At 31.5% G+C, this 23,045-nt stretch carries 22 protein-coding genes; 16 read left to right on the plus strand and 6 right to left on the minus strand.

The window, feature by feature from the left end; genetic code table 11:
- Positions 1–3: 3 nt before the first annotated feature.
- The 9 genes from V6246_RS10280 to V6246_RS10320 all read left to right on the plus strand — a co-directional run bounded on the left by V6246_RS10280 (position 4) and on the right by V6246_RS10320 (position 12,815).
- Positions 4–1,338 carry a hypothetical protein gene (locus tag V6246_RS10280; RefSeq protein WP_341560365.1) on the plus strand — a complete coding sequence of 445 codons (1,335 nt, stop codon included), beginning with the start codon at positions 4–6 and terminating at the stop codon, positions 1,336–1,338.
- Between the two features lie 6 nt (positions 1,339–1,344).
- Positions 1,345–3,492, plus strand: coding sequence for a bi-domain-containing oxidoreductase (locus tag V6246_RS10285; protein ID WP_341560367.1), 2,148 nt, complete (start codon positions 1,345–1,347; stop codon positions 3,490–3,492).
- 53 nt (positions 3,493–3,545) lie between these two features.
- Entirely contained in the window at positions 3,546–5,021 is a 1,476-nt protein-coding gene (locus V6246_RS10290; RefSeq protein ID WP_341560369.1) for an SGNH/GDSL hydrolase family protein, read from the plus strand.
- A 116-nt stretch (positions 5,022–5,137) separates the two neighbouring features.
- Positions 5,138–6,313 (plus strand): delta-aminolevulinic acid dehydratase, encoded by a 1,176-nt coding sequence (locus V6246_RS10295; RefSeq protein ID WP_341560371.1) that lies wholly within the window; start codon positions 5,138–5,140, stop codon positions 6,311–6,313.
- A gap of 7 nt (positions 6,314–6,320) precedes the next feature.
- Complete coding sequence (locus tag V6246_RS10300; protein WP_341560373.1) at positions 6,321–7,457, plus strand: hypothetical protein; 1,137 nt, start codon at positions 6,321–6,323, stop codon at positions 7,455–7,457.
- 22 nt (positions 7,458–7,479) lie between these two features.
- Positions 7,480–8,181: a WecB/TagA/CpsF family glycosyltransferase gene (locus V6246_RS10305; protein ID WP_341560374.1), complete on the plus strand. Its 702-nt coding sequence runs from the start codon at positions 7,480–7,482 to the stop codon at positions 8,179–8,181.
- Positions 8,182–9,676: 1,495 nt separating this feature from the next.
- A complete protein-coding gene (locus tag V6246_RS10310) occupies positions 9,677–10,663 on the plus strand; it encodes a UDP-glucuronic acid decarboxylase family protein (RefSeq protein ID WP_341560376.1) in 987 nt (328 codons plus the stop codon).
- A gap of 11 nt (positions 10,664–10,674) precedes the next feature.
- On the plus strand, positions 10,675–12,024 hold the full coding sequence (locus tag V6246_RS10315; protein ID WP_341560378.1) for an undecaprenyl-phosphate glucose phosphotransferase: 1,350 nt from the start codon (positions 10,675–10,677) through the stop codon (positions 12,022–12,024).
- A gap of 11 nt (positions 12,025–12,035) precedes the next feature.
- Positions 12,036–12,815, plus strand: coding sequence for a glycosyltransferase family 2 protein (locus tag V6246_RS10320; protein ID WP_341560380.1), 780 nt, complete (start codon positions 12,036–12,038; stop codon positions 12,813–12,815).
- Here V6246_RS10320 and V6246_RS10325 read toward each other — a convergent pair.
- Positions 12,796–14,109: a phenylacetate--CoA ligase family protein gene (locus V6246_RS10325; protein WP_445818997.1), complete on the minus strand. Its 1,314-nt coding sequence runs from the start codon at positions 14,107–14,109 to the stop codon at positions 12,796–12,798. The two genes, V6246_RS10320 and V6246_RS10325, sit on opposite strands and share 20 nt — an antisense overlap.
- A gap of 152 nt (positions 14,110–14,261) precedes the next feature.
- Here V6246_RS10325 and purD point away from each other — a divergent pair, with 152 nt between their 5' ends.
- Positions 14,262–15,533, plus strand: a complete 1,272-nt coding sequence (purD, locus tag V6246_RS10330) for a phosphoribosylamine--glycine ligase (RefSeq protein WP_282148688.1) — start codon at positions 14,262–14,264, stop codon at positions 15,531–15,533.
- Here the strand turns inward: purD and V6246_RS10335 are convergent.
- Positions 15,528–15,755 carry a DUF6341 family protein gene (locus tag V6246_RS10335; protein WP_042500807.1) on the minus strand — a complete coding sequence of 76 codons (228 nt, stop codon included), beginning with the start codon at positions 15,753–15,755 and terminating at the stop codon, positions 15,528–15,530. The two genes, purD and V6246_RS10335, sit on opposite strands and share 6 nt — an antisense overlap.
- Before the next feature lie 71 nt (positions 15,756–15,826).
- Here V6246_RS10335 and V6246_RS10340 point away from each other — a divergent pair, with 71 nt between their 5' ends.
- The gene (locus tag V6246_RS10340; RefSeq protein WP_341560387.1) at positions 15,827–16,750 is read left to right on the plus strand and encodes a DUF6427 family protein; all 924 of its coding nucleotides are present in this window, start codon (positions 15,827–15,829) and stop codon (positions 16,748–16,750) included.
- Here V6246_RS10340 and upp read toward each other — a convergent pair.
- On the minus strand, positions 16,739–17,398 hold the full coding sequence (gene upp, locus V6246_RS10345; protein WP_341560388.1) for a uracil phosphoribosyltransferase: 660 nt from the start codon (positions 17,396–17,398) through the stop codon (positions 16,739–16,741). The genes V6246_RS10340 and upp overlap by 12 nt on opposite strands.
- 72 nt (positions 17,399–17,470) lie before the next feature.
- On the opposite strand from upp, the gene V6246_RS10350 reads away from it, so the two are divergent.
- Positions 17,471–18,076: a DUF4254 domain-containing protein gene (locus tag V6246_RS10350; protein WP_074936489.1), complete on the plus strand. Its 606-nt coding sequence runs from the start codon at positions 17,471–17,473 to the stop codon at positions 18,074–18,076.
- Positions 18,077–18,145: 69 nt separating this feature from the next.
- Positions 18,146–19,165 carry a glycosyltransferase family 9 protein gene (locus V6246_RS10355; protein ID WP_341560390.1) on the plus strand — a complete coding sequence of 340 codons (1,020 nt, stop codon included), beginning with the start codon at positions 18,146–18,148 and terminating at the stop codon, positions 19,163–19,165.
- A gap of 13 nt (positions 19,166–19,178) precedes the next feature.
- Here the strand turns inward: V6246_RS10355 and V6246_RS10360 are convergent, their stop codons facing one another.
- From V6246_RS10360 to V6246_RS10370, 3 genes are read right to left on the minus strand one after another with little or no spacing between them, the layout of a single operon-like run.
- A complete protein-coding gene (locus V6246_RS10360) occupies positions 19,179–19,784 on the minus strand; it encodes an HPP family protein (RefSeq protein WP_341560391.1) in 606 nt (201 codons plus the stop codon).
- A gap of 28 nt (positions 19,785–19,812) precedes the next feature.
- Entirely contained in the window at positions 19,813–20,301 is a 489-nt protein-coding gene (locus V6246_RS10365) for an AAA family ATPase (RefSeq protein WP_042500705.1), read from the minus strand.
- A gap of 15 nt (positions 20,302–20,316) precedes the next feature.
- On the minus strand, positions 20,317–21,375 hold the full coding sequence (locus V6246_RS10370; RefSeq protein WP_341560394.1) for a ferredoxin--NADP reductase: 1,059 nt from the start codon (positions 21,373–21,375) through the stop codon (positions 20,317–20,319).
- 113 nt (positions 21,376–21,488) lie between these two features.
- Here V6246_RS10370 and V6246_RS10375 point away from each other — a divergent pair, with 113 nt between their 5' ends.
- The 3 genes from V6246_RS10375 to V6246_RS10385 all read left to right on the plus strand — a co-directional run bounded on the left by V6246_RS10375 (position 21,489) and on the right by V6246_RS10385 (position 23,041).
- Positions 21,489–21,827 carry a PadR family transcriptional regulator gene (locus V6246_RS10375; protein WP_074936480.1) on the plus strand — a complete coding sequence of 113 codons (339 nt, stop codon included), beginning with the start codon at positions 21,489–21,491 and terminating at the stop codon, positions 21,825–21,827.
- A 19-nt stretch (positions 21,828–21,846) separates the two neighbouring features.
- Complete coding sequence (locus tag V6246_RS10380; protein WP_341560396.1) at positions 21,847–22,545, plus strand: hypothetical protein; 699 nt, start codon at positions 21,847–21,849, stop codon at positions 22,543–22,545.
- A gap of 94 nt (positions 22,546–22,639) precedes the next feature.
- Positions 22,640–23,041: a DUF2059 domain-containing protein gene (locus V6246_RS10385; protein WP_159018830.1), complete on the plus strand. Its 402-nt coding sequence runs from the start codon at positions 22,640–22,642 to the stop codon at positions 23,039–23,041.
- Positions 23,042–23,045: the final 4 nt, after the last annotated feature.

Below are 23,045 nucleotides of genomic sequence, written 5' to 3' on the forward strand. Positions count from 1 at the left end.
TCCGTGGAAGATAAGTTATATCACCTACTTACATTATACAAAAATTTACCTTTTCCAATAAAGTTTATTGTGGGGAAAATATATAATTCTCTGCCAACTAATATAAAATATGGAAGGTTTTATAATTTATACCTTAAAAGAATTAATGATTTTAACAAGAGACAGAACGTTCTTCTTGAAAATCAAATTTCTTATGTTATAGAGAATATACCTTATTATAAAGGAAATGAATATAAATCTATTATAGATTTTCCTGTTATAAATAAAAATATTATTAGAGAAAACTTTAATCAATTCCTTAATTTAAAAAATAATGGAATAAAAACAAATACAGGAGGGTCAAGTGGTACTCCATTTGAATTTTATTTAGAGAAAGGAGTTTCAAGACCTAAGGAAAAAGCTCATTTTGATTGGTATTGGAATCAATTCGGTTATAATTCTGGCAATAAGATTTTGATGATTAGAGGAGAGTCACTGGCTAATGATAAACTTTATGAGTATCAGGCAATTGGTAATAAATTAGCTATTTCCTGTTATCATATTAATAAGATAAATATAGAAAGTGTGATAAATATCATTAATAAATTTAACCCTAAGTTTATTCATGGATATCCATCTGCATTGAAGAATTTTATTGATTTAGTAGAAGAAAACAGCAAGTCTCTTGAACTAGAAATAAAAGCGATTTTTTTAGGTTCGGAAGGCCTTTTTTATAAGGACAAAGAAAGGATAAAAAAATATTTTAATTCAAAAATTGCGCATTGGTATGGGCATTCTGAACGCTTGGTTCATGCAGGGAATTGTATGTATTCAGATGATTTTCACATATTTCCATTTTATGGCTATGTTGAGCTTCTTGATGATGAGAATAATGTTATAACTGAGCCTAATATTAAGGGTAAAATTGTAGCAACTGGTTTTGATAATACTGTAATGCCATTTATTAGATATGATACAGGAGATGAAGCAGAATATTCAGAGATGAATAAATGTAATTGTGGTTTTATTGGAAATAGTTTTAAAAAAATTCACGGTAGAAATCAAGATTATATTTACTTAATAGATAGAACTAAAGTTTCTTTAACAGCTTTTGTTTTTGGTCAACATTTTGATGAGTTTTCAAAAATTAATCAGATTCAATTGGAGCAGAATGAATATGGGAAATTAATAATTAGGATTGTTCTTCGAGGGGAAACAATAAATAATAAGGGTTTTGTAAAAAAGCTTACAGATTCGGTTAATGCACAATTAGAAATTGAGCTTAAAATTGTTGAGAATATTAAGAAAACGAAGAGAGGGAAGCATATCTTTCTTATTCAAAATTTAAAAAAAACGTAATATAAAATGAAGCAAGTTATACAAAATTTTAAAACCGGCGATTTATATGTCGATGAAGTCCCTGCCCCATCTATTTCAAAAGGAACAGTATTGGTTGAAAACAAATTTTCTTTAATAAGTGCAGGAACAGAGCGTAGTACTGTAAGTGTAGGTAAAGCTAGTTTAATAGGAAAAGCTAAACAGCGACCAGATTTGGTTGCTCAAGTTTTGCAAAACATAAAAAAAGAGGGATTAAAAGCTACTATTGATAAAGTCAAAACGAAGCTAGACTCCTTAAAAGCGCTTGGGTATAGTACTTCTGGAATTGTTACAGCATCTATGGATACTAATGGAATATTTAAACCAGGAGATAGAGTGGCTTGTGCAGGGCAAGATTATGCTTCACATTCAGAGGTTGTATCGATACCACAAAATTTAGTTGCTAAGATTCCAGATAATGTTTCTTTTGAAGAAGCTAGTTTTACAACTCTTGGAGCTATTGCATTACAAGGGGTAAGACAAGCCAATCCGAAACTTGGGGAGAATGTTTGCGTTATAGGATTGGGTCTTTTAGGTCAAATTACATGTCAGTTACTTAAAGCAAATGGTTGTAATGTTTTTGGAATAGACTTATCAAAAGATTTAGTAAGAATTTCTGCTGAAAATGGAGCAGAGAAAGCAATGTTACGTAATGATGATAATCTCATATCAGCTATTGATAATTTCACTAACGGTTATGGATTTGATAGTGTTATAATAACAGCAGCAGCTCCAACAAATGACCCAATAGAACTTTCTGCTGAAATAACTAAGAAGAAAGGAAAAGTTATTGTAGTAGGGGCTGTAAAAATGGATATTCCTAGAGATCCCCATTTCTACAGAAAAGAATTGGAGTTAAAGCTATCGTGTTCTTATGGACCAGGAAGATATGATGTAAACTATGAAGAATTAGGTCAAGATTATCCCTTTGGTTATGTGCGTTGGACGGAACAACGTAATATGGGGGCATTCTTAGATTTGATTTCTAAAAAAGCCATTAATTTGGAGCCATTAATTACACATGTTTTTGATATTCAAGAAGCAGAAAAAGCTTATGATATAGTACTAGGAAAGGTAAAAGAAGCTCACCTTGGTATATTGTTAAAATATAAAGAAAATACTAGTAAAGGCTTAACTAAATTTGAATTAGGGACTAATGAAATAAAAGATTTAAATGTAGGCTTTATTGGGGCAGGAAGTTTTGCGCAGAGTTATTTAATCCCAAATGTTAAATCAAATAAAGGGTCCTTAGATACAGTAGTAACAACTAAGGGTATAACAGCAAAAAATGTAGGAGATAAGTTTGGTTTTAATTCGGCATCTTCAAACTCGGAAGATATTTATAGTAATGAAAAAATAAACACCATATTTATTGCCACACCTCATAATTCTCATGCTAATTATACTATTAAAGGGTTTGAATCTAATAAACATGTTTTTGTAGAAAAACCTTTAGCTATGGATTATGAAGAGCTAGAAAAGGTTAAAATAGCCTATGAGCAAAGTAAATCTAAGTTAATGGTTGGGTTTAACAGGCGGTTTTCTCCTTTAGCAAAAGAAATTAAGAAAAGATTTGATGGAGCAGAGGAATCATTAGTGGTAAATATTAGAGTAAATGCTGGTTTTATACCAAAAGATCATTGGACTCAATTGGAGGAAGTAGGAGGAGGAAGGATAGTTGGTGAAATGTGTCATTTTATAGATTTAATGCAATATTTTACGGATGCCAAACCTATATCTGTTTTTGCAGATTGTATAAATTCAAGCAATTCACAACTAAAAACAGATGATAATATTTGTGTTATAGTAAAATTTAGTGATGGTTCTATGGGTAATCTAACTTATCTAGCTAATGGAGATAAATCTCTTCCTAAAGAGCAAATCGAGGTATTTGGTGCAGGGAAAGTTGGAATTATAAATGACTTTAGAAGTGGAGTGTTTCATAATGGTAATAAGGCCGAGAAATTAAAAATGACAGGTAAAGGGCATAAACAAGAGGTTCAAGCCTTTTTAGACGCTTTAACTTTAAACCAAGAGAGTCCAATCTCTTTTCAGTCTATCTATAATACTACATTAGTAACATTTAAAATTCAAGATAGTTTGAGAACAGGTTTACCTCAAAACTTAGATATATAGTAATTAGTCTTAAAATAGACTGTTTTGCAAATAAGATTTGATATTATACAATAATGAATAATTTTTTTTTAAAACCTACTCAGTTTTGGTTGTTCTTCTTGTTAAACTTTAGTGTTTATAGTCAAACTGAAGTAGTGAGTGGTTATATTGATATGCATTATTCAATTTTAAAAGGAAATGGATATTTGCAAAAGGAAAAAGGTGGAACTTTAGTTTTTGATATTTTAAAGGATGTAAATGCCTCTGAAAATCAGATAACCGTTGGGAATACAGTAGACTTGTTACCAAATCAGTTAATTGTTTATTTTGGAGATAATTTAAAATATAATATTAACGTTATTTTAAACATATCTGGTAACATTGTCACTTTGAAAAACAACTTAGGCTGTAATGTAAAAAAGGGAGCGAATTTTTTTAACTTTTATTACAATAATTATCATCCCAATAAGTACGGGTATTACGCTATAGCAGATAATTTAGTTGGCAAAAACTTAATAACAGGAGAATTAGAGTATGAAACTCAATACCCATCATACCGCGGCAATATTAGAATAACTGAAAATTATTCTAATGATTATAGTAATTGTGGCTCTTTAAATTGTTCTGCTCTAGATGTAATTGGTAATAGTTCTAGTCAATATCTAGAATACTTTTTAATAAAAAGGGCTAAAGAAGAATATATTATAAGAGTGGTGGCTAACACTTATGGAGAAGATGTATCTATAGTAATAGATAATGGGAAATTTTCTACTGAAAAGATTATCAATTCAAATAGTCCAAAAGAATTTAATCTTAAAATTGATTTGAAAAAAATTGAAGATAATGAGATTAGGCTAAAAATTTATTCTAAAAACTCAAATCAGAAGTTTAATATTCTTAAAAAAATTAAATTAATCAGAAGGAAAAAGCGTGAATTGAATTTTAATAATAAAAATGTTTTATTATTCGGAGATAGTTGGTTTTTTCAAGATGATGGAGGTTATATCAAAAAAAGATTAAAGGAGTTATTTCCTTCAGCAAGATTTATTAATAGTGGAATTGGAGGAAATACAACTGAAAATTTAATACAAAGATTTGAAAAGGACGTAATCCTAAATAAACCAGATGCAGTTGTTATTTTATCAGATACAAATGACTATTATTCAAAGTTCAATCCTGATAACTACAACAATAATATACAATTATTAAAGAAAAAATGCTTTTTAATAAATGCTAATCCTCTTTTCATCACCAATTCAGTAGGTAGTTCTGATGTTGAAGATGAATTTGATTTGTCAAGAATATATGCCAATGAAACTAATTGGTTGAGTATTTTAAATTATAAAATCATCTTAAAAGAAAAAATAATTATCCCTAATATAATTGTTGATCCTAACGAATTAAAGAAAATAATGGTTTTAGGAAAAATGGAAAATAGTATTTCAATAAGTGATTATTATTTTACACATACTGTTGAATTTAATATAAGTACAAGTATTAATGGTAATATCACACCAGTTTTGAGTTTACCAGGCAATACATATTCCTAAGAACCTTCTACTTTTAGTTTAGATTCGCCTCGATTTTTAGTACTCTCAGTTAAAAACAATAGTTCTGAGCCAATTGAATTCATGGGTTTTTGGAATATACTTAAATAACTGTTATTATGATGGAAGAAAATAAAATCGTTAAAAAAAGTTTTGAAGACTTAAAACTGTTTTGTGAGAAAGAAGAGTTTAAAGGTTGGGATCCTTATGATGGGCTAAACAGTTGGGTAATACAAAAGACACCTTTAGGTAAATCGAGACTATTTCGGTTGGCTTGGATTCAGTTTTTTAAGCGAAGCCATATAAATCTAAGACCTTTATTTGGTGTAAAAAAAGACTATAATCCCAAAGGGTTAGGATTGTTTTTAATAGGTTATTGTAACCTATATAAGGTTGAGCCTAAAGAAATTTATCTGAATAAGATTAATTTTTTAGCATCCGAAATTTTGAAGTTACAAACAAATGGGTATTCGGGAGCCTGTTGGGGGTATAATTTTGACTGGCAAGCCAGAGCTTTTTTTCAACCAAAATACACACCCACAGTAGTTGCTACATCATTCATTGGTGAAGGCCTTCTAGAGGCATATGAAATTACAAAAAGAGAGGATTTATTGCTAACAGCCATAAGTTGTTCAAAATTTATTCTAGAGGATTTAAATAAATCATATGATGAAGATCAAGACTTTACTTTTTCATACTCACCTGTAGATAATACTCAGGTGTATAATGCAGGTCTTTTAGGAGCTAAATTATTAGTTTTGATATACAAATATAATCAAGACGATAAATTATTGTCTACAGCTAAAAAAGTTGTAGCATATGTTTGTAAGAGGCAGGCTCCAGATGGGTCATGGGCTTATGGAACGCTTCCTTTTCATCAATGGATTGATAATTTTCATACGGGGTATAATTTGGAATGTATTTATAAATATCAAGAAATATCAGGAGATTCGTCGTTTCAAGAATATATTAAAAAAGGGCTAGATTATTATCTGAACACCTTTTTTACAAAGGAAGGAATCTCCAAATATTATAATAATAAAATGTATCCTATAGATATTCATGCTCCTGCACAATTAATAGTCACTTTAAGTAAACTAGGTTTGCTAATCGATAATATTGAGTTAGTTGATAATATATTGAAATGGACTATTAAAAATATGCAATCTGATAAAGGATATTTTTACTACCAAAAAAAGAAATTTATAACATCTAAAATACCATATATTCGTTGGGCACAATCATGGATGTTTTATGCCTTTAGTTACTATTTATTAGAGGAAAAATTTAAATAGATCTCTTATGTTTAAAAAGTACCTGAGCGATTATGGAAGTTTATTACTTGCATCTTTGTTGTTGTTTCTTTTCTGTACTGAAGCTTACTTTAAGGTTTTGTATTTTACCACAGGTAATATTTCGAACATACTTAAGTGTACAAAAGGCATGCTTTTATTGATATGTCTTTTTGTGATATTAAAAAAAAACATTAAAAGTTTATTATGTTTAAGTTTGTTTTCTGTTTTATTTATAATTGGACAGTATTCTACTAATTTAGGTTTTTCAGAGCCAATACTAATCTATTTTATAAAGTTTGTTTATCCCATTGTCATTTTCTTGTTTTTTTCGATTGATTATATTCAACAAATAAATAAAAAATTATTGTTTTCTGTTTTTGAGTATCTAATGATTTTTAATAGCATATTAATTCTATTGGCAGTAGTATTTGATATACAAATTTTCCGCACCTATTTTACGTCTAGATTTGGGTACAATGGATTGATTATATCTTCTTCTTCAAGTTCATATATATACGCTTTATTCTTGATATTTTTAATTACTAAATACAAGAAAAATATATTAAAAAAATGGACTAACTATATAATATTATTAGCAATAGTTTTTGTGGGAACTAAGGCATTATATTTATTTAGTTTATGTTTTGTCTGCTTTTATTTTTGGGTGTATTCTAACATCGATAAGAAGATGCTTTTGGCTCTATTGGTTACTGTAATTTTCTTAATACTGTATGTTTTTTTCTTTCAAATTGGGATATTTAATGAAATTAGAGAACAAGACGGTTTGATTTCTTCTGTTTTTTCTTATAGAGACAGATTATTATTGGAAAAAACAATCCCATATATAAAGGAAAATTGGAGCTTTACTAATTATTTGTTTGGAGGAATAAATGATTTAAGAACAAAGTCTCAAATGGAAGTTGTAGATGTTTTTTACTATTTTGGAATTTTGGGAGGCCTCTATTATTTATATCTTTATTTAAAAGCTTTTTTTAAATTTAAATCCAATTTAAATATTGTTTTTTTACTTGGAGCATTATTGTTTATTGTATTTTTGTCAGGAAATTTTTTTACATATTCTTCTATTGTAATTTATTTAGTAATTTTAAGTGAATACCTGAAATTAGATGATCAAAATACTTAATACAACGATACACAACTTAAATATGATGGAAACCCTTGATATTATTAATAAAACAATAATTAAGGGAAGGCAACTTCATCATGTTGTCGTAAATGCAGGTAAAATAGTAGCCATGCAAACTGATTTACAACTACAGCAAAGTGTTAACGGGAGTGATTTAATCAATGCAGATGGGCAAGCCGTTGTTTGGGCTTCCAAAGTGCTGGGGAAACCATTGAAGGAACGGGTAGCCGGTATTGATTTAATGATTAATCTTGTTGCTTTAGCGTATAAAAAACAATATAAAATTTTCTTTTTCGGTGCAAAAGAAGAAGTGGTGAAAGAGGTTGTTAACAGGTATTCACAGCAGTATTCATCAAATATAATAGCAGGTTATAGAAACGGTTATTTTAAAAAAGAAGACGAGGCCACTATTGCTCAACAAATTTCACAAAGTGGAGCTCATATTTTATTTGTAGCAATAAGTTCGCCAACAAAAGAAAACTTCTTATATGAAAACAAGAAATTACTGAGTAATGTAAATTTCGTAATGGGAGTTGGCGGAAGTTTTGATGTGGTGGCAGGTAAAGTAAAACGTGCTCCTTTATGGATGCAAAATACTGGATTGGAATGGTTTTATCGTTTTGCTCAAGAACCTAAGCGTATGTGGAAACGATACTTAGTCGGAAACAGTAAATTTATTGGCTTGGTGCTTAAAGAGAAATTTAAAAGATTTAATCATTAGAATTCCCCGACGCTTGCTTCGGTGGTCAAAAGGAAAGTTTGAAAACCTAAGGTTTTCATCAAACTAAAAATAAGTTTTTTTCCTCTTGACACCGCGTACCCTTGGGTTGAGGTAGTTCATTTTGTAAGTTTTTAATCTTATTAAATTCTTGTGAAAACTAAAACTATGCTGCTGCATTGGAGGCGGCTACGCAGGAGTTCCAACCATGGCAGTTGTTGCTCAAAAATATTTATATATAAAAAGTAACTATGTTTGATATCAAGGCTTTAAGAAATACGTTTCAAGTCTAATCCGTTAGGAATAGTTCGCAAGGCTCTTTAAGTATCCAATTTAAAGACATATTTATAAAATTTAAAAGTGTTAATGGCTAAACAAAAAGGCATTATAAAACTTAAGGGAACGCTTAACGGGTTATGTTACTATAAACTAAATGGAGAAGACATCGTTCTAAAAGTAGTGGACCTTCTAAAGAGCGCATTAATAACGATCCAGCATTCATTCAAGTAAAAGGGCATAATCAAGAATTTGCAGCTGTCGTATATCTTACTAAATCTATAAGTATCGGTTTAAGTTCTGTTGTCAAAGCTTTTAAAGATAGCTATATGCATAGTCGGTTAACAGATGTTTACCGCAACATAATTAAAAAAAGATCAGGTACCCAAGGACAAAGAGAAGTCAATCTTTTAAATGATTCAGAAATTTTCGTAGGATTTTAATTGCATAAAGAAAGCTGTTTAATTAAATCAGGGTATTAATACTTGACGTTACTACCAATGCAGAACGTAATATGTTAACCATCACGATTCAAAGACATGCTCATGATAAGTTGAAAACGATAGGAGTGTTGTTTATACAGCAGTAGTATGTTTGGTATCACGCCAACATTGGAATAAAACATTAGAAACCTATCAACCAATGTGTGCATAACAAAATGACTTAGGGGTCAATATAGAATGAAAAGTAGAACATTTAAACTACAAATTCCAAGACGTTCAACTTCGAGTGCATACAAATATGAATATAGATAGTAATGTAGCATTAACCGTTTGGTTGGGTATGAGTTTGGTTGAAACTACACAAAACAAACAAGTGGTAGCACAATCACCCTATCAGACCTATGGTAAAGTCGACCCAAAGCTATTCATTTCATATACGAAACGAATACCACATCCTGTGATTCATTTACAATTGTAAGCCCTTTTGATTGGAACTGCTTAATTTTATAAAACGTCTATAAAGGGGTGCCCTTATTAGTGCGTATTTGTTCACATAGTAAGAGATTCTTTAGTCATAGTACTCCTTTTTTGAAAGATAGAAGGTTATTATGTTTAACATTGTCATTTAGAGCGCAGCGAAGAATCTATATTTTGAGGTGTTTTATTGTATTAACAGAAAAATAATTTCTGGCATTGAAGATTCCCAAAAAAGAACTGTTTATATTGGTGATATTCCTTTAAATTTGTTTAACAAAAAATATTATTAAAAAAACAGCCTATTGAAACGCATTTTAATAACAGGAGCAGCTGGGTTTTTAGGATCTCACCTCTGCGATCGATTTATCAAAGAAGGCTTCCATGTTATTGGAATGGACAACTATATTACTGGAGATCCTAAAAACCTTGTTCACTTAAAAGAAAATCCAAACTTTGATTTTATAGAGCACGATGTTACCGAGTTTATTAAAATTGAAGGTGAATTAGATTATATATTACATTTTGCCTCTCCAGCAAGTCCAATCGATTATTTGAAAATTCCAATTCAGACCTTGAAAGTAGGGTCTTTAGGAACTCATAATTTATTAGGGTTAGCCAAGGCTAAAGAAGCACGTATATTAATTGCGTCTACCTCTGAAGTTTATGGTGATCCATTGGTACATCCACAAACAGAAGAATATTACGGAAACGTAAATACTATTGGTCCAAGAGGTGTTTACGACGAGGCCAAGCGTTTTCAGGAATCGATAACTATGGCTTACCATAGATTTCATGGACTCGAAACTAGAATTGTACGCATATTTAACACTTATGGACCACGAATGCGTTTAAACGATGGTAGAGTTATTCCTGCTTTTATGGGGCAAGCGTTAAGGGGAGAAGATCTTACTATTTTTGGTGATGGTTCTCAAACTCGATCTTTTTGCTATGTAGACGATCAAGTAGAAGGAATTTACAGATTACTACTTAGTGATTATACAGAGCCTGTTAATATTGGGAATCCTCACGAAATTTCTATTAAAGATTTTGCTGAAGAAATAATAAAATTAACAGGAACCGATCAGAAGGTTATTTATAAAGAATTACCTGTTGACGATCCGTTACAAAGGCAGCCTGATATATCATTAGCAAAAAAATTACTAAATTGGTCTCCCAAAATCGATAGAGAAGAAGGGATGAAACTCACTTTTAATTATTTTAAAACTTTATCAGCCGAAGAGTTGTTAAAAAGCGAGCATAAAAATTTTGAAAACCATATAAGGAATTAGTCTAATTAAGCATGTTTAAACAAAGCAGATATTCGGGTTTTATAACGCCTATTTCCTACTTATTAGATTTAAGTATTATTATTGGTTGCGTATTTTTGTTCTCCATAAATATCACGCATATATATGGTTTCTTAAGTTATGTTGGTGTTTTCTGGATTATTATAGCATTTACAAGTCATTTTTATGAAGTACATAGGCACACTAGAATAGTTCAAATAGTTGCTTTGCTTTTTAGACAAATGTTGTTTTTTGCTATAGTTCTTTATGCTTTTATTGGGGTTTTTAAACAACCAAACATTAGTAGACTAGAATTAGGTAATTATCTAATATGTGTATTTTTATTAATTAGTTTTTTTAAATTCCTTGTTTTCTTTTTGTTGAATAAGTATAGGGCAACTTTAGGAGGGAATATTAGGAATGTTATAGTAATTGGAGATAACGAAAAAACACGACAGTTAATTAATATTTTCAACAAACGACAAGATTTTGGATATAAGTTCCAAAAGCAATTTACCATTAAAGATGACGATTTCTCACTTCAGAAATGCTTTAACTACGTTATAGAGAATGACATCAATGAAATATATTCCTCAGTTGCCGAGTTATCTAATAAGCAGATAAACAGGTTAGCCGATTTTGCAGATAATAATTTACGAGAACTTAAGTTTATTCCTGATAATAAGGATATATACTCTAGAAAATTGAAGTATGAATATTACGATTATATTCCAATTTTATCATTTCGTAGTATTCCAATACAAGAGCCTGTAAGCAAATTTGTTAAACGCGTTTTTGATATATTATTTGCGTCTTCTATAATTGTATTTGTTCTATCTTGGTTAACTCCAATAATAGCTATTTTAATAAAACTTGAGTCAAAAGGGCCTGTGTTCTTTAAGCAATCTAGAAATGGTTTTAATTATAAGGAATTCGATTGTTATAAATTTAGGTCTATGACGCCTAATGAAGATGCGCATTTGCACCAAGCGACCAAAGGCGATATGCGTATAACAAAAATGGGAGCTTTTATTCGTAAAACGAGTATAGATGAGCTGCCTCAGTTTTTTAACGTGCTCTTTGGAGATATGTCTGTTGTTGGTCCAAGGCCTCACATGGTAAGTCATACTAACTTGTATGCCCGTAAAGTTGATAAGTTTATGGTGCGCCATTTTGTAAAACCAGGGATTACAGGTTTAGCTCAGGTAAGTGGTATGCGTGGAGAAATAGAAGAAGATAAGGATATTATAAATCGTGTAAAATATGATATCTTTTATATTGAAAACTGGTCGTTACTGCTCGATATTAAAATTGTGATACAAACCTTTGTAAATGCAATAAAAGGCGAAGAGAAGGCTTATTAACACTAAAAATTTTGACGACTTCAGTTACTATTATAACGCCCATGTTTAATTCTGAAGATTTTATTTCAGAAACTATAAACAGTGTTATAAGTCAAACCTATAAAAACTGGGAACTTATTTTAATAGATGATTGTTCTAGCGATAGTACTTTAAAAATAATTCAACCCTTTTTAGAAATACATACCAATATAAAACTTCTTAAAAATGAAGTGAATTCTGGTGCTGCTGTTTCTCGGAATAAAGGGGTTCAACTTGCAAAGGGCGATTACATTGCATTTTTAGATGCCGATGATTTATGGTACCCTAAAAAACTTGAAACTCAAATTGCTTTCATGCAAAAAGAAAACTGTCATGTTTCTTTTACGAGTTACCAATTAATTAATCAAGATGGAAAATTACTAAACACAGAAGTTAAAGCGCTAAAGCGCTTAAGTTATCCCAAACTTTTAAAAAGTAATTACGTTGGAAATTTAACTGGTGTGTATAACGCTAAAGTTTTGGGAGAAATAACAGCTCCTAATCTAAGAAAACGTCAAGACTGGCTCTTATGGTTGGCTGCAATTAAAAAGTCCGGAAAAGACGCTAGAGGTGTTCAAGAGCCCTTAGCTTATTACCGTGTTCATCAAAATTCTATGTCTGCTAATAAATTGAGCTTAGTAAAACATAATTATTGGGTTTATAAAAAAGGGCTAGGCTTTTCTATTTTAAAATCAACTTGGTGTATGTTGGTGTTTTTGAGAGAACATTTTTTTGTGAAATCGAAGCAAATTGTTAAGTTAAATAAGAGCTGAATTGCTTTAGTTTTCCGCTTTTAGAACGTGTTAGTTTTTCTTTTATTTCAAAATTTACAATAAGGTTTGGTTCTAAATATTTCGAAATGGCCTTTTTGATTTCGGTAATATGTTTTTCTGTTAAAGGAGTTTTACTAACATAACTAATTTTAAAAGTATCCAATTTTAGTTGCTCAATAATAAACTCTTTTACGTTACCGGTGTTTTCTATAATGGTTTTTGTGACGTAGTAAAATGTAAGTCCCGCAGCTTTTTTTCCACTAGGGAGTTTAACTAAATCGCTAGTTCGTCCTATTAATTTCTCTAGTATGGGTTTTTGTGGTGTACTTATTTTAGATAGCATACCAATATCGCCTAAATCGTACCGAATAAAGGCATGTGCTTTATTGTAAAGCGAGGTAATAACGACTCGTCCTTCTTCGCCGTAAGGCAGAGCATTGTTCTTGTCGTCTAGAATTTCAATAAATAAATCTTCGGTATTTACAATCCATTCGTCTTTTTGGTTTTGGAAAGCAATTAAACCAAGTTCTGCAGCACCATATTCGTTAATAACGGGAATGCCAAGTTGTTTTTCTAAAAGGGTTTTGTCTGTAGCAAAAAGCATTTCAGAAGTAACAATGCAAGCTTTTAATGATGGACAAATAGTTTTCAATACAATATGCTCTTGTTCTAAATATTTAGCAAATTGAACAATAGAACTTGTATAGCCATTAATATAATCGAAAGATGTGTTTCTGAATTTTTCTACATTCTTTGCTAGTTGCTCATCGCTTAAATCGAAAACCGAAAACCGAAATCGATTACTTAATTCGTCTTTAATACGCTCTTTGTAGTAGCCCTTTTTATCTAACGGAATACCATAAAACCTTGCCTGTTTAGAGCGGTTTAAATCTAAATTAAACCAACTATATCTATCCATAAAATTAGACCAAATTAAAGCATGGCAAAATTTATCTTTAGCAAAAACAAAGGGTGTGCCCGAGGAGCCTGAAGTTTTATTGATAAAAATGTTTTTAGTTGAAAAACCATTAGAAAGCCTTTGTTCTAAAGGTTGCTGTAAGTCATATTTGGTCATAACTGGTAATGTGTCCCAGTCATTCACATCTGCATGTTTTGCTAAGTCTCTATAAAAAGGATTATGTTTTAAATGATGGTTAACAATAACTTGTTTTGATGTTTCAAGATATGCATCAAAATCTAATTCCTGCTTTTTTTTAATCGTTTTCAAAAAGGCTTGAGCTTCCTTTATCGGGAAGCCTTTTAATTTTAAAGACAAGTTGAATAATTTCAAAATAAAAGTAAGTAAAATAGTTTTTGTAAAGTAAATAAAAAATATTCGTGTTTTCGTGGCATTAGTTTTATTTTTGTCTTTCGAAAATTACGAAAAAACAATAATCAACAATTTGTTATTTCCGTGTAAACGGAAGTAGAAAAACATTAAAAATAATGAACATATTAATTCTTGGTTCAGGCGGAAGAGAACACACATTTGCTTGGAAAATAGCTCAAAGTCCTTTATGTAATAAGCTTTTTGTAGCTCCTGGAAATTCAGGTACGGCAAATGTAGCAACTAATGTAAATATTGGTGTTACCGATTTTGATGCGATTAAAGAATTAGTGTTAGAGAAACAAATCGATATGGTTGTTGTTGGTCCTGAAGATCCTTTAGTACAAGGTGTTCACGATTTTTTCTTGAATGATGATGCTATAAAGCACGTGTCTGTAATTGGGCCGCAAAAAGTAGCAGCAGAATTAGAGGGAAGTAAAGAATTTGCAAAAGAATTTTTATACCGCCACAACATTCCAACGGCAGCTTACGAGAGTTTCACAAAAGAAACTGTTGAAAAAGGTTATGATTTTCTAGAAACGTTAAACGCGCCGTACGTATTAAAAGCAGACGGATTGGCTGCAGGAAAAGGTGTTGTTATTCTTAATGATTTAAATGAAGCTAAAGCCGAGCTAAAAAGTATGTTGGTTGATGCTAAATTTGGCCAAGCTAGTAATAAAGTGGTTATCGAAGAATTTTTAGACGGTATAGAATTAAGCTGTTTTGTGTTAACTGATGGTGAAAACTATAAAATTTTACCAACGGCTAAAGATTATAAACGTATTGGTGAAGGGGATACTGGTTTAAATACTGGTGGTATGGGAGCAGTGTCTCCGGTACCGTTTGCTACCGATGAGTTTTTAAGCAAAATAGAGGAACGTATTGTAAAACCAACAATTGATGGCTTTAAAAAAGATAACTTACCATATGTAGGTTTTGTATTTATTGGCTTAATAAAAGTTGGTGACGACCCAAAAGTTATTGAATATAACGTGCGTATGGGGGATCCGGAAACGGAAGTTGTTTTACCTAGATTAAAGAATGATTTTGTTGAAATTCTACAAGCTATGGCAAACGGTACTTTAGATACTATTAACATTGAAATAGACGAGCGTGCTGCAACAACTATTATGTTAGTATCTGGTGGGTATCCAGAAGCTTATGAGAAGGGTAAGGAAATTATTGGTGTTGATACTATTGAAGATTCTATCGCTTTTCATGCAGGGGCACAACTTCAAGATGGTAAAATTGTAACTTCTGGTGGACGTGTTATGGCTATTACATCGTATGGAGATACGTACCAAGAGGCCATAAAAAAATCTTACCAAAATATAGATAAACTACATTTTGATAAGATGAATTATCGTAAAGATATTGGATTCGATTTATAGGTAAGAATGAGCAGAGATACTTTTATCTTCCTCATTATTATCGCTAAAGCTTTTTAATTGTAACATCCAGTAAACCATAGCTGCAAAGCCAATGATTACAAAAATCCAAGAAATAGTACTTGCTGCGAACCAGTTTTCAAGTTCTAAAGCTTTTAAAGCATCCATAGGAGTTAAAAGAACATTAACAAATAAATCCTGTATTGCGTAAAAGAAATCTTTCATGTGTGGTATATTATTTTCTAACTTGGTTAGATTGTTAGTATATTTACGTAGCAAAAATACAAAAAGAGTTAATGATTACAAGTATTTTTAGTAAATCTCAACCAATAAATTTCATTATCGTATTTTTCATTACGTTATTGGCATTTGTTGTGGGGAGATTAGGTTTGCCAACCGAACACTTCACAGCGCTTTTTATCTTAGAAGAATTGGGGCTGTTTTGTGTATGTTATGCCTCTATTTTACTTGTTAATTTTATAGTTAGTAAAAATAGTTTAAGCAGAAAAAGTAATTACGAAATCTTGTTATTTAGCTTGTTTTTATTCACATTAACACAAACTACAAGTAATATTAATATTCTGTTTTCTAACTTTTTTGTATTGTTGGGTTTACGGCGTGTAATAAGCTTACGTTCTCAAATTGAGGTGAATAAAAAATTATTCGATTCTTCATTTTGGTTTGCTATTGCTGCTTTATTTTACTTTTGGGCCATCTTGTTTTTTTTGCTGATTTTAGTGTCCTTAGCATTTTATAACGATATAAAAGTAAATCATTGGGTAATTCCGTTTATAGGAGTTGCAACGGTTTTTATTATCGCTTCAGGTGTTTCTATTGTACTTTACGATAGTTTTTTCGACACGTTTAAGAGCTTGCCAGAAATAAGTTTAAACTTTAATAGTTATAATTCAGCATCATATATTGTTGCCATAACCATTCTATTGTCGTTCGGTATTTGGTCGTCTCTGTATTATGTAAATAGTATTAAAGAGAAGAAAAAAGCATTTAGAGTTTCCTTTAAATCTATTTTAGTTTCTGCAATAATAGCTGGTGTAATTGTAATATTGGCACCGGTAAAAGATGGTAGCGAATTCTTGTTTGTTTTCGCTCCGTTGGCTATAATTATTACCAATTACATCGAGATTATGGAAGACAAATGGTTTAGGGAAATATTCCTAGCGGTCTTATTTATTTTACCTTTTGTACTGCTATTGCTGTAGTTTTGCACCAAAAGCTAAATCGCCAGCATCACCAAGTCCTGGTATAATGTAACCTTTGTCATTTAGTTTTTTATCAATTGCAGCAATCCATAAATGAGTGTTTTTGTCAAAATGGTTTTCAATAAAATCGACACCTTCTTGTGCACCAATTATACAAGCTAAATGTACTTCTTTTGGTGTCCCAAATGGCTGTAAAGCCTCAAAAGTAGCAAGCATAGATTGCCCTGTTGCCAACATGGGGTCTGCGAGAATTAATGTTTTGTTTTCTAAACTTGGGCACGCTAAATATTCTACTATAATTTCAAAACTTTCCGGCTCATGTTTATGGTGTCGGTAAGCTGAAATAAAGGCGTTTTCGGCAGTGTCAAAATAATTTAGCAAGCCGTTGTGTAAAGGTACGCCGGCTCTTAAAATAGAACAGAGCACAATGTTATTATCAATTTCATTAATAACACAATCTCCCAAAGGTGTTTGTATTGTAGAGGCTTTAAAATTGAAAGATTTACTCATTTCATAACCCAAAATTTCACCTATACGCTCAATATTTCTACGGAAACGCATACTGTCTTTTTGAATATCAATGTTTCTCATTTCAGAAAGAAACGTGTTGAGTACGGAGTTTTGTTCAGATAAATGATGAATATGCATGATGTTGTTCGAGTTTCTAACAGTAAAGTTAAGTAAATATCAAGTATATTTGTACTTTAAAATTTATACAATATGTTTACAACTAAAGCTAATAAAATTTTTCAAGAGGTTATTGCAAAATACCACATTATTAATACAGTCGATCAACCTTTTACTAACGCTTACGCGGAAAGTGATTTGCTAGAGCATTTGCTATACAGAAAATGTTGGATTGATACAGTGCAATGGCATTATGAAGATATTATTCGTGACCCACAAATAGATCCTGTAGCGGCGTTAACTTTAAAACGTAAAATTGATGCATCAAACCAAGATAGAACGGATATGGTAGAATATATCGACAGTTATTTTCTTGAGAAATACAAGGATGTTGAGGTTAAAGAAGGTGCAACTATCAATACAGAAAGTCCAGCTTGGGGTGTAGATCGTTTATCGATTTTGGCTTTAAAAGTATATCATATGAATGAAGAGGCAACACGTACAGATGCTACCGATAGTCATAGAGCTGCTTGCCAAACAAAACTAGATATTTTGTTAGAGCAACGTGTAGATTTGTCTACAGCAATTGATACGCTTTTAGCCGATATTGAAAAAGGTGATAAATACATGAAGGTGTACAAACAAATGAAAATGTACAACGACGATGAATTAAACCCTGTATTAAGAGGGCAAAAATAATTAGTGAAATTATAAAAACGGACGGTGCTTTATTTTGGCTCAGTCCGTTTTTTTTAGTGCTTAAATTAAATGGTGAAACCAAAACAACACATATTAGTTATTCGCTTGTCTGCTATGGGAGATGTGGCGATGACGGTGCCTGTTTTACGTGCTTTAATTAAAAAATATCCAGACGTAAAAATCACGGTTTTAACACGAGAGTTTTTTGCACCATTTTTTCGAGATTTACCTAATGTTACCGTTTTTCCGGCTGAGGTAAAAAAGAGACATAAAGGTATTTTGGGGCTTTGGAAACTATCAAATGAATTAAAGGTTTTTAAAATTGATGCCATTGCCGATTTGCACAATGTTTTACGAAGTCAAATTCTAAAACTATTTTTCTTTGGAAAGCAGACTATACAGATTAAAAAAGGCAGAGCTGAGAAGAAAGCTTTGGTTTCTGGCACAAAGTTTCAGCAACTAAAAACCACGCATCAACGTTACGCTGATGTTTTTAATAAACTAGGTTATAATTTGGATTTGTCTAATCCAACCTTTCCTGAACGCGCCGTTTTAAGCACAAAATTGCAAGCATTTTTGGGGCATAATTTTAAAAAAATAATAGGTATTGCGCCTTTTGCTGCTCATGCAGGTAAAATGTATCCTCTAAACTTAATGAAACGAGTTATTGAGGCACTTTCTAAAGACTACCAAATTGTTTTATTTGGTGGAGGTAAACAAGAAATTGAAGCGCTTACTGCTATTGAAAACAGTTTTGACAATGTTGTAAACGCTGCGGGAAAACTTAATTTAAATGAAGAATTAGACCTTATTTCTAATTTAGATGGTATGTTGGCCATGGATTCTGGAAACGCGCATATGGCAGCCATGATGGGCGTAAAAACAATAACTATTTGGGGTGTAACACATCCGTTTGCTGGTTTTGCACCATTTAATCAACCTAGTGATTATGCTTTAGTCGCTAATAAAGATGAATTTCCCAAAATACCAACTTCCATTTTTGGTAATAAATATCCAGAAAACTACAAAGAAGCTGCGGGAAGTATTAGCCCCGAAACTATAATCACAAAAATAAAGAACAGTATCTAACCCGTTTTTACCATTAGCCTTTTAACCCTTTACTTTTAAATGCTTTTGTTAAGCTACCGTTTGTTGGGTAAGACCTATGTTTAGTCATGTTATTAAATATTAGAGCAACAACTAATAGGATTAACGAACCTGATAAAACAGGAGATAAAACATAAAAATATCCTAAGTTTTTAATGTTTTCAGTACCTATAATGGCAATAAGAGCGGTGGCTCCTCCTGGCGGATGTAAGGTTTTTGTAAACTGCATGGCAATTATAGAGGTTGCTACGGCTAGCGGTGCGGTAAGCCAAATAATATCGGGTATAAACTTAGCTATAGTAACACCAATCAATGCCGAAATTACTTGTCCGCCAATAACGTTTCTTGGCTGTGCTAACGGGCTTTGTATGGCTCCAAACACTAATACGCTCGATGCACCAAATGAGCCAATAAGAAACATATTTTCAGTTTCTAATAAGTATTTCGATTGAATAAAGGCTATAAGTCCAATACCCGTAAAAGCACCAATAAACGACCAAAATTTCTCTCTATAATCTACTAGAGTTTCTTTGTAGATTATATATTTCGAAATTCGTGCATTACGTTTAATTTTTTGACCAATGCGTTTTGTTTTACTCATAATGGTTTAAATACCAAAACAGGGGATTTTATTCGTGAATTATAATGCTGTCTTTCAGTTCGATAGTGGTTGGAGTTTCAAACCAAGTTTCCATAAAATCAAAATCAGTTTTGCTTACTTCAAACTCAAAAGTATTTCCTTTTTCGGTATTGCGTTTTAGAACGCGTTCAAGTCTAATGGCTTTGGGAATGTCTAGAAAATGAGTGGTTATTTGATAATTATGTTCAGTACAAAAAACTCTGAATTTTTCGCGGTGTTCAAATTTTGCAAGCCCTAGGTCTAAAATGGAGTCGATTCCTGCTTGTTCTAATTGATGTATTAAATCTAAAATCATAATTTCAGAACGCTCAATACGTTCCAAAAACCAATCTAATCCATCGGTTGCTTTTTTATCAGGGAGAAATAAGGTGTTGTTCCACTTATCAATAGAAAAAACAATAGCGTTTGTCTTTGCTTTTAAATTTTGTGCATAGGTTGTTTTCCCCGATCCTGTATTTCCAACAATTAGGTGAACCATTAATGTGTTCTGTTTTTAAACGTCATCAAAATCTACCGTAATAGAGTCTGTTGTAGGGTGGGCTTGGCACGTTAAAATTAAACCTTCGGCAACTTCACTTTCAGTTAAAATATTGTTTTGGCGCATAGTGGCTTCGCCTTCTGTAATACGTGCTAAACAACTGCTGCAAATTCCGCCTTGGCAAGAGTAAGGTGCATCTAGATCTTCATCTAAAGCCGCTTCAAGAATAGTTTGTTTCTGCGACATTTCAAAAGTTGTACTTTCGTCGTCAACAGTAACGGTAATTTTTGTTTTTCCGTTAGAAACTGCAGCGTTTGATTCAATTTCGGCAGGTTTCGAAGCTTTAAAAAGTTCGAAATGAATTCGGTTTTCATCAATATCATGTTCAGTTAAAACATCTTTCACCATATGGATCATAGCTTCTGGTCCACAAAGGTAAAAAGCGTCAACTTCAACGTGTTTATGCTTGTTTTTAATAACGTAGTTTACAGTGCTTTTTTCTATTCTTCCAAAAATAGCATCCTCTTCATCTTGTTGGCTAAATACAAATTGAACTGAAAAACGATCTTTGTAAGCATGTTGAAGTTCTAATATTTCATCAAAAAACATCGTGTCTGCGGTAGTTTTATTACCGTAAACTAATATTACTTTGCTTAGTTTTTCTTCTTCTAAAGCACATTTTATAATACTTAAAATAGGGGTTATACCACTACCAGCAGCAAAAACGGCTATGTTTTTAGTTTTACTATCGTTAGGCGTAAACGTAAAACGACCTTTTGGAGGTGCAACTTCTAGAGTATCACCAACTTTTAAAGTGTTATTAGCATAAGCCGAAAAAGTGCCATCTTTCACTTCCTTTACAGCAACTTTAAGTTCTCCGCTTTTAGGTGAAACACATAACGAATAATCGCGACGTATTTCATTACCGTTAATTTCGGTTTTTAAAGTAATGTACTGTCCTGCAGAAAACGAAAAAGTTTCTTTTAAATTTTCCGGTAAGTTGAAAGCAATGCTAATAGATTTTTCTGTTTCTCTATTTATGCTTTTAACTGAAAGTTTATTAAATGATGACATGGATATTAATTTTTAACAAAAATAGTGAAGCTTTAAGTTTTTGCCGAAAATTTTTGCACAAATTAACACCAAATTTTACATGCATAACTTATTTATGTATATTTGATGTAATCATGGGAAACGCAAAATTATATAAAGGCAGTCTTTCAACTATTATTTTAAAGCTTTTAAACGAGCATGAAAAAATGTATGGTTATGAAATTACTCAAAAGGTAAAAGAGATAACAAAAGGAGAACTTAAAATTACCGAAGGTGCTCTATACCCATCTTTACATAAGCTTGAAGCTGAAGGTTTACTAGAGGTTGAGGTTTTAAAAGTCGATAACAGACTCCGGAAATATTACAAATTAACCGAACAAGGTACTCAAGAAACAGTTAATAAACTTGAGGAACTAGAACGCTACATTAAAACCATGCGTGCATTGGTAAATCCTGAATTTAGATTTGATTAATAACAAAACCTTAGACATCATGGAACTTAGCGAAAGGCATATAGAAAATTTGTATCAGTTTACAAGAGACCATTTTGTAGAATATTACGATTTGCAAACAGAACTTGTAGATCATTTAGCTAATGATATTGAGGCTATTTGGGAGCAGGAACCTAATCTATCTTTTGTAAATGCTAGTGAAAAAGCCTTTAAGAAATTTGGTGTTTACGGGTTTAGTGATGTGGTTATCCATCGAGAACGTGCTATGACTAAACGCTATTTTAAATACTTATGGCGCGAGTTAAAAATATGGTTTTCATTGCCTAAGATAATTATAACATTGGCTTTAAGCATTTGCTTTTATACCTTACTTGTTTCTCAGTTTTCTGAATACTTCATCTATATTTTTTACGGAATTCTTGCAGTTTGGTGTACATATAAAAGTTTTATGTTGAATAGAAATTTTAAAAAGAAAAGTAAAGCCACTAAGCAAAAATGGTTGCTAGAAGATTTAATTTTTAAACAGGCTGGAGGGTTTGGAATGGTTTTAATTTATTACAATATTAATTTATTAAACAGTACAACACCATTACATCAAACAAAATATTTGGTTATTGTGATATCTGTATTATTGAGTGTTACCTGCTTATTGGCCTATATTAGTCTAGAATTAATTCCTAAAAAATCTGAAGAATTGCTTGAAGAAACTTATCCGGAATATCACTTACAAACGACTTAGAAGATTATTTTTCTGCATTCTTTGTAACAATTTCCCTAAATTTATTACTAACAATTATAATTCAATATATACAAACTATTAAACTTCAATTAAAATGAAAAAACTACTATGCATTGGCTTATTTATGCTAACACTTGCAACGCAAGCTCAAGAACAAAGCGATTTTAAAAAAGAAACTATCGAGTTTATTAAAATTACAGGTGCAGGTTCTGCTTTCGAAACGGCCATTGCACAACTAGGCATGATGGTTCCAGATGAAAAGAAAGACGCTTACACTAAAGAAGCAAATGGTACTTTAGATGGTTTGTACGATAAAATGGCAGATTTGTACATGGGTGAATTTACTCAACCAGAAATAAAAGAATTAGTTAAGTTTTATAATACAGATTTAGGAAAAAAACTAGCATCTAAGCAGTTAAACCTAGCACAACGGGGTATGGCCATGGGGCAATCTTGGGGAATAGAAGTTCAAGGTATAGCGGCAAAATATAATTAATCGC

It is taken from the genome of Algibacter sp. TI.3.09 (assembly GCF_038154905.1).
GTDB lineage: Bacteria > Bacteroidota > Bacteroidia > Flavobacteriales > Flavobacteriaceae > Algibacter.